Source organism: Gottfriedia sp. NPDC056225 (assembly GCF_042267765.1).
GTDB lineage: Bacteria > Bacillota > Bacilli > Bacillales > Bacillaceae_G > Gottfriedia.
The window spans coordinates 1-15,237 of the sequence record NZ_JBHJTJ010000048.1 but is presented as its reverse complement, the minus strand read 5'-3'; the positions used below and the strand labels follow the sequence as shown (position 1 = coordinate 15,237).

The following is a 15,237-nucleotide window of genomic DNA, read 5'->3' as shown; positions in this document are numbered from 1 at the left end:
AGACGGCTCTGCATTAGATCACAAAATAGTAAGGAAATCAATGTTTATATGAGTAAGGGGTGTTAATGATGGAAGAAGCTAAATTAGCAGCCAGTGACCATGAGATCTATCAATCTTATGGGTACTCGGAAGAACTGTTACCTAAAACGCCTAATCAAAGAGATTGGGGAATGTCCAACTATGTTACCGTTTGGATGGGTGCGGTTCATAATATCATGTCTTATATGACAGTAGCAGGTTTTTTTGTCCTCGGTTTAAACACGAAGCAAGTTATTTTAGCAGTTATGCTTTCAGCTAGTATTGTCGCAGCGTTTTATTGCCTTAATGGTTATGCTGCTTCCAAATATGGCTTGCCATTTGCGATGTTACTCCGTGATACGTTTGGAGTAAAAGGAGCTATTATCCCAGCACTATGTCGTGGTCTAATAGCTGGTTTAGTATTTTTTGGTACCACAACCGTGGTCGGAGCGGAATCTTTAAATGTTATTTTTGCAAGATTTTTTCCAAATTATATGACGCTAGGTGGTGACTTTAATCTACTTGGATTAACAGTCCCAACAATGATTTCATACGCAATACTTTGGACAGTAACTGTTTTACTTTTCTTAGGTGGAATGAATGTTCTTAACAAATTTGGTAGCTGGTCTTCACCTATTGTCTATGTCTTTATCATTGGTGCAGCTGTTTGGGCGATTAATATGGCTGGAGGTTTTGGGCCAATTTTTGATTATGTTCCAAAGAATCCAACAAGTAGCCCACTAGTGTTTATTGCCTGTGTGAGTGCTTTAGTATCTAACTGGGCAGGTCCAGTCGTAAATATTTCGGATTTTACGAATCGAGCTAAACGTCCAAAGGATGCCATAATTGGATTACCTTTAGGGTTTATCTTATCCTATATCCTTTTTGCCATTACTTGTGTTGCATTAATTGGAGGTACTGAAATTGCTTTCGGTGAACCAATCTTTAATATTGTTCATGCGATCGATAAAATCGAAAATACATTCTCAGTTCTTGTTTTAATACTTGCATTAAACGTTGGTGCTACAGCGTTTTGTGTGTTTGCCAACCTATTACCATCAGGATTACAAATGACTGCTCTTTTCCCAAAAGTGTTTACAGTAAAATCAGCAGGGATTTTAACAGCAATTATTGGTACGTTAATTTTACCTTGGAAGCTTGTAGAAAGCCCAACGACATTATTTTATTTCTATAGCTTTATTGGTTCAATTTTCGGACCAATCGCAGGTATTATGCTTTCAAGCTTTTATATTCACCGCAAAAGACAAATAAATCTGGATCATATTTATGTTCCAAAGGGCAGTAATGGAGAGTATAAGAACGGCTATAATCCAATTGCTATGTTTGTTTTGGTCATCAGCTTTATACTTCCGATGTCAGGTGCTTTCCTTAAGAGTGTGCCGTTTTTAGTGAAAATGAATGAATTTGCCTTCTTTAGTGGATTAATCGTTTCGTTTATTTTATACACCATTTTCGGAAGAATAAGCAAAGCGAATTAGTAAGATTCATAGGACGACTGGGTAACATATAGACACCTATATAGTCATTATATAATAGGAGGATTTAATAATGGATTACATGAAAATGGCAGCAGAAGAAACAATCAAAGGAATGAATAGTAAAGTTGGGGGACCATTTGGTGCAACAATCGTTAGAGGCGATGAAATTATCGCAGTTGTAAGCAACACGATGATGAGAGATACTGACCCATCTGCACACGCAGAAATGGTTGCGATCAGAGAAGCTTGCAAGAAGTTAGAAACAATGGATTTATCTGATTGTGAAATTTATGCAACTTGTGAGCCATGTCCAATGTGTGTAGCTGCAATTATTTGGGCTGGGATTAAGAAGGTTTACTATTGCAATACTTCAGAAGACGCTGATGTTCACGGGTTCTCTGATCTACATCTTCGAAAATATTTAACAGGAGAAGATAAAAGCGTTCTTAATCTGATTAAAGTGGACAAAAGAGAAGATTGTGATAACTTATTTGACCATTTTCACAAACTAAATAAATAATCTTTTTCTACACCATATATTTAAGTGAAGCCAGTATCATCAGAGCTTTACTACTAGATCGTTTACGAAAATAACACAGTCCGGCTCTCTTGTCATTGGAGTCGGATTTTACCATTTTATAAATAAACTTTTCATGAGGAACATGATGTAAAGTATTTTCTCTTACCTTCAATAAAATGAAATTTTGATTAATGGAGGATTACTTCCCATTAAGTGTAGGAAAAAAGATAAATAACAGGACAGGAGATATCTCATGGATCGTAAAGAAAGATACTTAACACTTTTTAATAAAATTAGTCAATATAACACTGGGGAAAAAGGAATTACAAGACTAGCGTATTCGAATATGGAACAAACTTGTACTCATGCTTTTATCCGTATGTGTAAAGCAGAAAAATTAGATATCCAAATGGATCAATGTGGAAATGTGATAGCAAGAAGAGAAGGCAGAGTAAAAGGGCTCCCTCCTGTTGTAATGGGATCTCATTTGGATTCAGTGTACGAGGGTGGGAAATATGATGGAGTAGTTGGCGTCATTGCGGCACTCGAAGTTATTGCGCGTTTAAATGAAAAGCATATTGTGACTGACCACCCAATTGAAATTATCTCATTTGCTTGTGAGGAATCTTCTCGCTTTGGGGTATCAACTGTTGGGAGTAAAGCGATGGCGGGGATCATTGAAAAAGAGAAGTACCGTCATTTAGAAGATCGTAATGGCATCACAATGGAGAAAGCATTTGCTCACTGTGCTCTTGATTTCAATAGTATTGATGAAGCTAGTAGAGCAGATGAAGAATTTAAAGCGTTTTTTGAACTTCATGTTGAGCAAGGTCCAATATTGAAAAATAATCATAAAAAAATTGGAATTGTTACTGGAATTGCAGCACCTATTAGACTTCTAGTTAAAATAAACGGAAAAGCATCTCATTCTGGAACGACCCCAATGAATATGAGAAAAGATGCACTTCTTGGAGCTTCCGAGATCGCTTTAGAGCTTGAAAAAGTTGCAATACATGAACAAGAACATGGCACTGTCGCGACAGTTGGTGTATTGGATATCCATTCTAGTGCGATGAACGTAGTTCCAGGAGAAGTGCTGATGAAAATAGACATTCGATCTTCTTCAGTACAATCAAGAAAGTTTGTTTTGGATTATTTATTAAAAACGATCGAAAAGATTGAAAAAAATAGAAAGCTAGAAATAGAAAGTAAAATCATCAGTACAGAAGAACCTGTATTGCTTTCACCTAAACTGATTGATGGGTTACAAGCTATTTGCGTTGATAAAGAACTTCCTTTTGAAGTGATGCAAAGCGGTGCAGGACATGATGCAATGAATATGACAAAACTTGCTCCTGTAGGTCTCATTTTTGTTCCATCTGAGGATGGTCTTAGCCATCATCCAGATGAGTTCACGGATATTGATGATATTTTAATTGGAGTAGATGTTTTAGAAGAAGCAGTTCTACATTATTCAAAAGCAGTAATATTTGTATCAAATTAGTTAAGGTATTCCAAATGAAAAATATATTTTTTGAGCATTACGAGTAAACGAGGGAAAAATCCATGTTACGAAAAACTGCGCTACCGTTTTTACTGTTTTATATGTTTCTTGCAATGCTTGGCATTGGACTTGTTATTCCGATTCTTCCAGGGCTTTTAATAGATTTTGGAGCAGGAGGAAAAGCAGCGGGATATTTAGTATCCGCATTTGGCTTAACACAATTTTTGTTCTCGCCAATAGCTGGTAATATCTCAGACAAATACGGACGGAAGCCGATGATTGTTGTTGGACTGTGCCTATTCGTTTTATCTAACCTATTGGCTGCTACTGCAGATCACTTTTCGCTTTTTCTTGTCTCGCGATTAGTTGGTGGGATGGGAGCAGCAGCCTTGATTCCTTCTATTATGGCTTATGTTGTTGATATTACGACAGAAGAACAAAGGCCAAGAGCAATGTCATTTCTAGGCGCATCAATGTCATCTGGTTTTATTGTTGGACCAGGTTTAGGAGGGCTACTTGCTGAGTTTGGAACGAGAACTCCTTTTTTTGCGTCTGCAAGTATTGGATTTTTGGCAGTACTTAGTTGCATACCATTACTAACGGAATCCAAAACTTCAGAGGAACGCCTCATGCATCTAAAATCAAAACCAAAGAAGGATAATATTTTTCGTCAACTTGTACAATCGGTTAAATCTCGCTATTTTATCTTATTGTTATTGATATTCGCACTTAGTTTCGGACTTACTCACTTTGAAGCAATATACCCATTGTTCGTTACTCAGAGCTATGGATTTACGACTAGAGAAATATCCATCCTGTTTATGGTCTGTTCATTTATCGGTACATTCAACCAATTAGTACTGACGAACCGACTTACACAAAGATTTGGGGAAAAGCCAATTATTAGCAGTATGCTCTTGTTGTCTGGCGTTTCACTTGTTTCCTTGCTATTTTCAGGAAATTTCTTTTATGTAATGGTCATTACAATGTTGTACTTTACATTTAATAACATACTACGCCCGACAATTAACACATTACTTTCGAGGGAAGCGGGTAATGAACAAGGTTTTGTAGCAGGACTGAACAATGCATATATGAGTCTCGGTCAAATTTTTGGACCAGTACTTGCTGGCTTTTTATTCGATATTCATATCAATCTACCTTATCTATTCGGTGCATTTGTATTACTTGTTAGTAGCTTCGTGTCTGTCAGATGGATAGGGAATAAAAAAGGAATAATAGCCAAAGAAAATAGGGGAGTAGAGGACCGGGCATTATAATACCTCATTAGGTTATATAACTATGTTTTTATATCGATGTAGTCCTAGCAAGGATGGCTTGTTGATATTAATGCATTAAGAGGTAGCTGAAAATGCAATTCCACCACCAGAAGGATTGAACACTATATAAACACTATATGAACACTATAAAAACAATTTTAGCTATCTAAAAAAACTATGAACATTTTTAAATGGGATAAATCGACTATTTAGTCGATTTTTTTCATGTTGTTGAAATAAAACCTAATCAATATTAAAAATAAAGCAATCATACTCATGAAAGATTTACGTGATCATAATATACCGAGAATATTAAAATTGCTTATACTAGTAAGGTTCATGAGTTAAAAAAAGAGAGGAAATATGAAAAAAATTAACTGATAAGAGGTTTATGAGATTATTTAGTCGATTTTTTTTTTATGACTAAATAGTATTTAACTGCATAAAAGTCCATAACTCAGTTGAATATTAAACATAAAAACAGGAGATTTCGAATGAAAAAAGCGGTTCTTATTTTTTGTTTACTGTTCTTATTTAATTCAACTGCTCTAGTACATGGAGAAATAGAAAATCATTTTTTTCAAAGCAAAACAGTTAGTTTTAAAGGTGTGGACAATAATTGGGAAATTTCACACAAAATGACCTTGGTAGGTACTGATATCCTATTTGAAACAACAATAAAATATAAAGGGAAGTATGATAAAGATTTAGCTAAGTCACCCTCGCACTATTTGATTAAGTATAGCCATGGAATAATTGGGAGTGAGGCTTTTTTGTTAAATAAATCTAATGAATTCCATAGTAAAAAAAGAGAGTGCGGTGGATGTGAGTTCCTTGATAATGAAAATGAAGTACATATTGAAATTTACTGGAAAAATAAAATAAGTACCGTTATTTTAAAAAGAGTGGATCAATAAAATAATTAATCTTTGCTATAAGGATAAATGAATAGAAAAAGCCCCGTACTTTGTTTTTCATTAGTACGGGTGCGAGCTATTATTCCAACATTATTATTTAATAGAAGCTTCGTATATGCTATTTATAGATTTCGAAAGCATCGAATTGAATTCTTCGTCAGTTTGCCCGGCCGTTAACCCTTGCGATAAGGCGCGTGAGAAGCTGGCAATCAATCCGTGATTCAGAGCTAGTTTTTCATTAGCTTCTGCTTGCGTGTACCCACCGGATAAAGCCACAACTCTTACTACATGAGGATCATCTATTAAATCAGTGTAGAAATTGTTTTTCGTAGGGATGGAAAGTTTTAACATGACCTTAGCATCTTTATCAAGGGTAGATAATTGAGCAAGGATTTCATTCTTTAGTAGTTTTTCAGATGCTTCCTTATCCACACTGTTAATATCAACTTCCGGTTCGATAATCGGTACTAGTCCCATATCTACTATCTGGTTAGCGATATCAAGCTGTTGCTTAACAACTTTTTTAATTCCGGCAGCGTTTGCTTCTTTGATAAGCGAACGCATTTTAGTCCCAAAAATGTTACGATTATTCGCCCGATTAAGCAAGTCGGTCAAGCCAGGAATGGGTTTCATGAGTTGAACTCCATCTTCAAGATTAGCAAGCCCACTATCTATTTTTAGAAAAGGTACTATACCTTTTTTCTCCCAGAGATAATCAGCTGTATATTGCCCATCAATATAACGATCCATCGTATTTTCAAATAAGATTGCACCTAAGATAAACTTTGAATCAAACGCTGGACTTGTTATAATACGCGTTCTCATCTCGTGCACTAATTCATACATCTCTTTTTCATTCGAATAGCTATCTTCTTTAATGCCATATTGCAGAAGGGCTTTAGGCGTACTTCCGCCACTTTGGTCTAAAGCTGCTATAAAACCCTTTCCGGAACTAATTCGTTCTAATTGTTTTTTATTCATGGATCTTACTCCTTTCTTTTTTAGAATCTCCATGTAGGAAGATAATATTAGTATATGCAGCGGTACTTAGTAACCTTTATTAGGAATAGGGGTAAGCCGAAAATAGTAAATTGAAAATAAATAAATCGTTTAATACTCGTACTAGCTTTGAGTTCGCGATAATCAATATGTTGCGCAGGTCTGGTTTGGGGCTAGTTCCTATAGAACTAAGAATCCATTATTAATTTAAGTAATTGGAAAGGGGTTACCACTGAAATAAGACTAATGTTCTCATGAGGAATTTAGTTAAATGTTCGCGGGTGTTTTGTCGCCTTTCTTCATTAAAAGTGAAATATTACAAAAGACAATATAGGTAATGGGTTCTAATATTTAGAGTTGAAAATTTAATTACTCTGTCCTGTTTTAATAGTTAAACATACTTGGAATCGATGGATGATAGTCGGTTCCTATTTACTATATTTCCATAAATCTTCTAAATGTACTTCGATTACTTTCTTTCGATTTTCCTTTTCAGCCAAAATGGGCTGTACAGAAGGTAAAAGCTTACAATCATAACTAATTCCAATGAGAGAATATACCATGGCCATGGACCAAGATAATCTAATAGTGACGCGCTTGCGGGTTTTTTCATAATGTAAAGAAAATTTGTTTTCAGTGATTTATTTATGAAAAATACGCAGGCTGCATAAAGGTTAACGATGAGGGCCGTTACCCACAGGGAAGATATGGTCGGGCGGTATTTACTGACCGCAACCATAAATAAACAAGCTAGTACAACTCCTCCGTGCGAAACAAAAAATTCAAAATATCGAATATGCGGAAATGAAAATCTGTCAAGATCGGGTGTTATGATTGCTTGAATCGAACTACCTAATCCAGCAAAATACATGAATTGAAACAATCTGTAGCTATTTGTCAGTAGCATCACAATTGCCAAAATGACTGCAATATCACTAAGTTGAAGTGGCAAAGCTGTTTTTAATGACCAGGCATTCTCATATAAAAGCCATAGTTGATAAAAAACTTCAGAAGCCAACAATAGTAACGCTAAAGTATAACGGGAAAATCGTTCGCTTACTTGCTCTTGAAGCTGTTTTCTAAAGATAAAAAGAAGAATACAAAGTGCAAAAATAATACCAATTGTTAATAGGTGTTCCACTGAAAAAAGGTGAAACTTATCCATTTTTGAATGGAACTGAAAATATTTGTGCAACACGATACCCCATTACTTAGTTTAATTTTATGCGCGAGTATCCTAGTTTGGGGCAAATTCTGCCTGTTCTATACAGGTGTTACGTTTTAGGTGTTATTGAATGTATCTCAAAAATAGAACGCTCTGTTGAGTAAAACCGTTTATCAACAAAAATCAAAGCTATATCAACAAATTTTAGTGCTATATCAACAAAAATAATAACTATATCAATAAAGTTCACAACTTTATCAACAAAAGCCATAATTTGTTCGTATTTCTACACAGAAGATGAGAGTGGCTCCATCTTCACACATCTTCACACCAACATACAAAATTTCTTTGAATCAAAATTTAGTTGCCAATCAACAATAAAACTAAAGTAAAACTACTGAGTATCGATCTAGATTAGAAAAACAGTCTAATCTTAATTATTATAATTTATTGAATTTGATAAAAATGTGAGGTAAGATTGTTTGGTCGTAAAAAGAGACGAAATAAAAATTAGTGAATAGAAGATAGCTTTTTATTAGTATAAGTTGTGAAACTTTATACAAATTCAAATTATTTATCGGAGTTGTTGTTTAATGTCATCAAGAGTACCTTATTCATTTATAATCATACTTGGTTTTATGCTATTTGCATTGTTTTTTGGCGCTGGAAATCTAATTTTTCCACCTATTCTTGGACAGTTAGCCGGAAAAAATTTATGGATAGCTAATGCAGGGTTTTTAGTTACTGGAGTTGGATTACCACTACTTGGCGTTACTGCATTTGTCTTTTCAGGTGAAAAAAACTTACAATCTTTAGCTAGACGGGTACATCCGTTGTTTGGTATTGTATTTACTACGGTCCTTTATCTAGCAATTGGTCCTTTTTTCGCTATCCCTAGATCAGGGAATGTATCGTTTGAAATTGGCGTTAAACCTTTTTTATCAAATGATGCAAGTCCTGTTCCATTAATCATATTTTCAATTTTATTTTTCACAGTTACTTGCTTGTTATCACTTAATCCTACAAAGATTATTGATATAGTTGGAAGGTTTCTGACTCCTATTAAATTAACATTTATCGGATTGCTAGTTGTTGTAGCTATTGTTCGTCCAATTGGAAAATTTCAAGAGCCTTTTAAAGGGTACACATCACATGTGTTTTTTAAAGGATTTCAAGAAGGATATTTAACGATGGATGCTCTTGTAGCTTTTGTTTTTGGAATTATTATTGTAAATGCAATTAAAGGAAAAGGCGTTACTTCTAAAAAACAGCTTATGATTGTTTGTGGAAAATCAACAGCAATCGCTGCTTCACTTTTAGCAATTATCTATTCTGCTCTTACATATATGGGCGCATCGAGTGTTGAAAAACTTGGTCGATTAGATAATGGTGCTGAAGTATTAGCGAAGGTTTCAGACTATTATTTTGGTTCTTATGGGGCAATCTTACTTGGATTGATGATTACCGTGGCTTGCTTAACGACGAGTGTAGGTCTAATCACTGCTTGTTCTTCTTTTTTTAATGAATTGTTTCCAGCCATTTCTTATAAAAAGATTGCAATTATAATGTCTGTGTTTAGTACGCTTATCGCAAATATAGGTTTAACACAATTAATTAAAGTTTCAGTGCCTGTTTTAATGACACTGTATCCAATTGCCATATCTTTAATTTTCTTAACATTCTTACACTATAAATTTAATGGCAGACCAGAAGTGTATCAGGGTAGTTTGATTTTAACGTTTATTGTGAGTCTATTTGATGGTCTAAACTCAGCTGGAATACGTATTGAAGTAATACATCATTTATTCACAAAGTTTCTCCCTATGTATAGTTTAGGATTAGGTTGGTTGGTTCCATCGCTCATAGGTGGTTTATGTGGTTATTATGTTAGTGTTTTACGGAAGAAAGATGTTTCTAACCCAATTCGAAAAGTAGGGTAGGTAACCAGTATCTAATAATCTAAGGGAAATGAAGAAGCTTAACTGTAAGATATGTTGCATAACAATGATTTTGGGGATCAGTTTTAAAAAAAGATAATAAAAGTGACACTTGCTTCATCATTTCAATACAAAATAGAGATTATAGTATCTTATCTTTGGGGAGGAAATAGCATGGCACAAAAGGAATTGAAGAGAGGCCTCGGAGCGCGTCACATACAGATGATTGCTTTGGGCGGTACAATCGGTGTAGGTTTATTTATGGGTTCAACGAGTACGATTCATTGGACAGGCCCATCAGTAATGCTTGCTTATGCAATTTCGGGCATTTTTATTTTCTTTATTATGCGTGCAATGGGTGAAATGTTGTTTTTAGAGCCTAGTACAGGTTCATTTGCTACATTTGGCCATAAATACATACATCCGTTAGCGGGGTATATGACTGCATGGAGTAACTGGTTCCAGTGGGTTATTGTTGGAATGTCAGAAATTATAGCAGTTGGAGCTTACATGAAATTCTGGTTTCCAGACTTACCTGCTTGGATACCAGGCCTTATTGCAATTGTGATTCTTGGTGCAGCAAACTTAATTTCTGTTAAGTCATTTGGTGAATTTGAATTTTGGTTTGCGATGATTAAAATCGTTACAATTTTATTGATGATTGTTGCTGGATTTGGCCTAATTTTCTTCGGTCTTGGTAACGGTGGACATGCGATTGGATTATCAAATTTATGGAAACATGGAGGCTTCTTTACAGGTGGTTGGTCAGGTTTCTTCTTTGCACTTTCACTAGTTGTTGGAGCTTATCAAGGTGTTGAATTAATTGGTATTACAGCTGGAGAAGCAGAAAATCCGAAAAAAACATTAAGAGATGCGATTCAAAGTACGATCTGGCGTATTTTAATCTTCTATATTGGTGCGATTTTTGTAATTGTAACGGTTTACCCTTGGAATGAACTAAATTCGATTGGAAGCCCATTTGTTGTAACTTTTGCAAAGGTTGGTATTACAGCTGCTGCTGGAATCATTAACTTTGTAGTAATCACTGCTGCAATGTCTGGCTGTAACAGTGGTATTTACAGTGCAGGACGTATGCTTTATACATTAGGAGTTAATGGACAAGCACCAAAATATTTTGCTAAAGTCTCAAATAACGGAGTGCCTTTATTCGGTACAGTTGGTGTTCTTATTGGTTTAGTAGTCGGTGTAATTTTAAACTTTATTGCACCAAAAAATTTATTCGTGTATGTATACAGTGCAAGTGTACTACCAGGTATGATTCCGTGGTTTGTCATTCTAATTAGTCATTTGCGATTCAGAAAAGTAAAGGGAGCAGAAATTGCCAATCATCCATTTAAAATGCCCTTTGCGCCTGTTACGAACTATATAACGTTAGCTTATTTAGTTTTGGTTTTAATCGGAATGTGGTTTAATGACGACACACGTATCTCGCTTATTGTAGGGATTATCTTCTTGGTGATCGTAACAATTAGTTTTTATGCTTTCGGAATAGGAAAACGTGTACCGGTAGATGAACAAATAGATGATGATATTAAAATAATAAACTAACTGCTTAAATCACTTAGTTTAATGATTAGTGGAATAACCGCTATATAAAATAGAAAAAGAAATAGGATGCCGAAAGCATCCTATTTTTATTTTTCATATCAAATTAAAAATCAGCGTTTCCTGGTGTACGTGGGAATGGGATAACATCACGGATATTCTTCATACCAGTTAAATACATAACAAGTCGTTCAAAACCAATTCCGTAGCCAGAATGCTTTGTACCACCGTATTTTCTAAGCTCTAAATACCACCAGTAATCTTCAACATCCATACCAAGTTCTTTAATACGTTCAGTAAGGACGTCTTCTCTTTCCTCACGTTGGCTTCCACCAATTAATTCTCCAATACCAGGAACTAATAAATCAGTCGCTGCTACTGTTTTACCGTCATCATTCGCTCTCATATAGAATGCTTTAATTTCTTTCGGATAGTCAGTTACGTATACAGGACGCTTGTAAACTTCCTCACTTAAGTAACGTTCATGTTCCGTTTGTAAATCTGTTCCCCATTCAACAGGGTACTCAAATTTCTTATCAGCTTTCTGCAATAATTCAACAGCTTCAGTATAAGTCACTCTACCAAAATCAGATTCTAATGCATTCTTCAATCTTTCGATAAGTGTTTTATCGATAAAGCTATTAAAGAATTCCATTTCTTCAGGTGCATGTTCAAAAACATAATTAATGACATACTTAACCATGTCTTCTCCAAGGTCCATGATATCAGATAGTTCTGCAAAGGCAACTTCTGGCTCAATCATCCAGAATTCTGCAGCATGTCTTGCAGTGTTAGAATTCTCTGCTCTAAAAGTAGGACCGAAAGTATACACATTACGGAAAGCAAGAGCAAATGATTCTGCGTTTAATTGACCACTTACAGTTAAGTTAGTTTCTTTACCGAAGAAGTCTGCACTGTCATCTACTTTTCCGTCTTTAGTTTTAGAAATTTGGTTCAAATCCATTGACGTCACGCGGAACATTTCTCCTGCGCCTTCTGTATCGCTCCCAGTAATAATCGGAGTATGTACATTGACAAATCCTTTTTCTTGGAAGAATTTATGAATAGCATAAGTTGCAAGAGATCTAATTCTGAAAACGGCAGAGAAACTGTTGGCTCTCGGACGTAAATGAGAGATTGTTCTTAAATACTCAAGAGAATGTCTCTTTTTTTGTAAAGGATAATCTGTATCTGATAATCCTTCAACAATAATTTTTGTCGCTTTAATTTCAAAAGGCTGTTTCATTTCAGGAGTTGGAACAAATTCACCTTCTATTAAAACAGATGAGCTAATTGGTAATTTCGTGATTTCTTTGAAGTTATCAAGACTATCTTCAAAAACTACTTGTACACTCTTAAAAAATGTTCCATCGTTTAACTCTATAAAGCCAATAGTTTTAGAATCACGAAGAGTACGAATCCATCCTGAAATCTGAACAGTTTTGTTGCTAAAATTTTCTTGATTTCTGTATAAATCTTTAATTACGGTCTTTATCATAATTTGCCTCCTAATTTTAATTTTCCATAAAAAAAAGCCTTCTATCCCCAAAAATAGGGACGAAAGGCTAACTTCCGCGGTACCACCCAAATTGTCATAATATGACCAACTTTAAAGCTAATATTGCTTACCCCAGTTAATAACGTTCTGGAAACGTCTAAGCCTACTTAAGATAACCCTTTCGGTTAGAACTCAAAGGTGTTCTTCATCCATGCCTCATCACCAGGCTTTCACCGTCCCTGGCTCGCTATCGACTATAGCAAAAACTACTTTCCTTTTCATCGTTTTAAAAATATATAGTTATTAAACAGATTTTTCTTGTAATAATTTATCACAAAACATAATCCTTTGTCTAGTTGCCGTCAATGATTATTCATTGGAATCTTTATTTGTAAAGCACTATAACTTAAATGAAGGTATAAATGGTAATATTTTTATCAAAATTTTGTCAACTTTCTTCTATTAATATTACCCTTTTATTCTAGTTCATCAAAAAAGCTAAGTCACTGTTAATATTTATCAAAGTCTAGTCATTTTATTTGAATAATAAACAGTTATTATATAATTTTTTTGTAATTAGCAAAATGTTGCATATAGAACTGAAGGTTCGTATTGAAATGGAATTACCGGAACTACTACACAAATAGATGCAAAGGGAAAAAGAATACTGGCACAAAGAGGAAGCAGCCGTTTAACAAAATGGAGTTGCACCATGTCATCAATAACTACATGATGCAAAATCCAAGGAATGAAAATTCTCCAAAAGCAATTAAGAAATACATATGTCATGAAAGAGCATTGATAGTGATTAATCGTTGTTTCATAGGTGGAAAACAATCAGATTCAATGTGAATTTCATAATTGTCGATTAGCGATATAGTATTATAGAAGCTTTTAACTTTTTAATTAAAGATTTTGTAGAAAAATATTTACAGATTTTTGATCGAAATGAGATGAAAAATGAATAAAATGTAGAGATTTGTCGTAATAAGTCGAATAAAAATTATCGATTGATGAATTTTGTCAAAATATCAAAACCATAAACTTTCCGTATAATCTAAATAGAAAGAAAATATAGAAAAATGGGGGAGACAACTAGGATGAAACGTTTAATCAAAAGTACAGCAGTTGTAGCATTAGGTACTGGTGTTTTATTTAATGCATTTCCATTAACACAACATCAGACAATTGCCAAAGCTGCAACGCAAACAGCAATTGATCAAGTACTAGCAAAACTTACGCCACAACAGCTTCAGGCAATTAAGCAATTAAAGTTAACTGACAAAGAGGGGCTTCAATTATCTTCTGATGTTGATCAAACAAGTGACAAGCTTACATCTGTCATTGTCGAGTTTAAGGACAAGCCTCAGCAGACTGCGGTTATCGAAGCAGCATCAAATGGTGATACGCTTTCAGCAGCGGATGCACAAGCAAAAGTAGACGATTCACATGAAACATTCCAAAAAGATTTAAAAACAATTTTTAGTAGTGAATTAAAAGCAAAGAAAAATCCATATTCAATTAAACGTTCATATAAGAAAGCATTCAACGGGGTTGCAATGACAATTCCAGCTAACAAAATAAAATCACTTCTTAAATCAAGTGCAGTACAATCTGTCTATAGTGATTTACAAGTTCATGTAGAGCCACCATCCATTAGTGAGTCATCAACTACAGGAACGCAAGCTGCAACTCATACATCGGTTACGTTCCCGGGTATCGAAAAACTTCATGAAGAAGGCTATACGGGAAAAGGCGTAAAAGTTGGTATTCTTGATACTGGAATTGATTATAATCACCCGGATTTAAAAGATGCGTTTAAAGGTGGTTATGATTTCGTTGATAATGACAATGATCCAATGGAAACAACATACGCAGATTGGCAGAAGTCTGGTCAGCCTGAGATAGGCAGTAGCGGAGAAGCATACTATACTGAGCACGGAACACATGTTGCTGGTATTATTGCTGGACAAGGGAAAAATAAAGGAGACCTTTCAGTAACAGGTGTTGCACCGGATGCTGATATTTATTCTTATCGTGTTCTAGGAGCATATGGGTCTGGTTCAATGTCTGCGATCTTGGCAGGACTTGATAAAGCAGTATCTGATGGAATGGACGTTATTAATATGTCTCTTGGAGCAGATTACAATGATCCTTTATACCCTACGACGATTGCCGTTAACAATGCTGTCCTAGCAGGTGTTACAGCAGTTGTTGCAGCAGGAAATTCAGGAAGTAGTATGTATACGTTAGGTGCGCCAGGTAACTCGCCTTTAGCAATTACAGTTGGAGCAAGCGATACGTCTGTGAATATTCCGACTTATACAGGAACAT

Annotated in this window: 11 protein-coding genes and 1 other annotated feature; of the genes, 8 read left to right on the top strand and 3 right to left on the bottom strand. The window is 35.0% G+C overall.

All coding sequences use genetic code 11. The features are described from left to right. Positions 1-68 precede the first annotated feature (68 nt). From ACFCYN_RS21255 to ACFCYN_RS21235, 5 genes are all read left to right on the top strand, one after another. Positions 69-1,517 carry a cytosine permease gene (locus ACFCYN_RS21255; RefSeq protein WP_375951592.1) on the top strand — a complete coding sequence of 483 codons (1,449 nt, stop codon included), beginning with the start codon at positions 69-71 and terminating at the stop codon, positions 1,515-1,517. Between the two features lie 70 nt (positions 1,518-1,587). Continuing rightward, positions 1,588-2,037: a nucleoside deaminase gene (locus ACFCYN_RS21250; protein WP_375951590.1), complete on the top strand. Its 450-nt coding sequence runs from the start codon at positions 1,588-1,590 to the stop codon at positions 2,035-2,037. A 253-nt stretch (positions 2,038-2,290) separates the two neighbouring features. Further along, on the top strand, positions 2,291-3,541 hold the full coding sequence (locus ACFCYN_RS21245) for a M20 family metallo-hydrolase (RefSeq protein ID WP_375951588.1): 1,251 nt from the start codon (positions 2,291-2,293) through the stop codon (positions 3,539-3,541). Between the two features lie 62 nt (positions 3,542-3,603). Continuing rightward, positions 3,604-4,821 (top strand): MFS transporter, encoded by a 1,218-nt coding sequence (locus ACFCYN_RS21240; RefSeq protein WP_375951586.1) that lies wholly within the window; start codon positions 3,604-3,606, stop codon positions 4,819-4,821. Positions 4,822-5,315: 494 nt separating this feature from the next. Continuing rightward, complete coding sequence (locus tag ACFCYN_RS21235; RefSeq protein ID WP_375951584.1) at positions 5,316-5,738, top strand: hypothetical protein; 423 nt, start codon at positions 5,316-5,318, stop codon at positions 5,736-5,738. Between the two features lie 93 nt (positions 5,739-5,831). Here the strand turns inward: ACFCYN_RS21235 and ACFCYN_RS21230 are convergent, their stop codons facing one another. After that, on the bottom strand, positions 5,832-6,719 hold the full coding sequence (locus ACFCYN_RS21230; protein WP_375951582.1) for a fructose bisphosphate aldolase: 888 nt from the start codon (positions 6,717-6,719) through the stop codon (positions 5,832-5,834). A gap of 487 nt (positions 6,720-7,206) precedes the next feature. Further along, positions 7,207-7,932: a YwaF family protein gene (locus ACFCYN_RS21225; RefSeq protein WP_375951580.1), complete on the bottom strand. Its 726-nt coding sequence runs from the start codon at positions 7,930-7,932 to the stop codon at positions 7,207-7,209. A gap of 563 nt (positions 7,933-8,495) precedes the next feature. Between ACFCYN_RS21225 and brnQ the strand changes: the two genes are divergently transcribed. Then, on the top strand, positions 8,496-9,842 hold the full coding sequence (gene brnQ / locus ACFCYN_RS21220) for a branched-chain amino acid transport system II carrier protein (protein ID WP_172446078.1): 1,347 nt from the start codon (positions 8,496-8,498) through the stop codon (positions 9,840-9,842). Between the two features lie 171 nt (positions 9,843-10,013). Continuing rightward, complete coding sequence (locus tag ACFCYN_RS21215; RefSeq protein ID WP_375951578.1) at positions 10,014-11,408, top strand: amino acid permease; 1,395 nt, start codon at positions 10,014-10,016, stop codon at positions 11,406-11,408. Between the two features lie 103 nt (positions 11,409-11,511). Here ACFCYN_RS21215 and asnS read toward each other — a convergent pair whose 3' ends face one another. Further along, on the bottom strand, positions 11,512-12,903 hold the full coding sequence (gene asnS, locus ACFCYN_RS21210; RefSeq protein ID WP_375951576.1) for an asparagine--tRNA ligase: 1,392 nt from the start codon (positions 12,901-12,903) through the stop codon (positions 11,512-11,514). A 52-nt stretch (positions 12,904-12,955) separates the two neighbouring features. Beyond that, positions 12,956-13,194, bottom strand: a binding site (T-box leader). A gap of 809 nt (positions 13,195-14,003) precedes the next feature. On the opposite strand from asnS, the gene ACFCYN_RS21205 reads away from it, so the two are divergent. Continuing rightward, a partial coding sequence (locus ACFCYN_RS21205) for a S8 family serine peptidase (RefSeq protein WP_375951574.1) occupies positions 14,004-15,237 on the top strand: 1,234 nt, incomplete at its 3' end.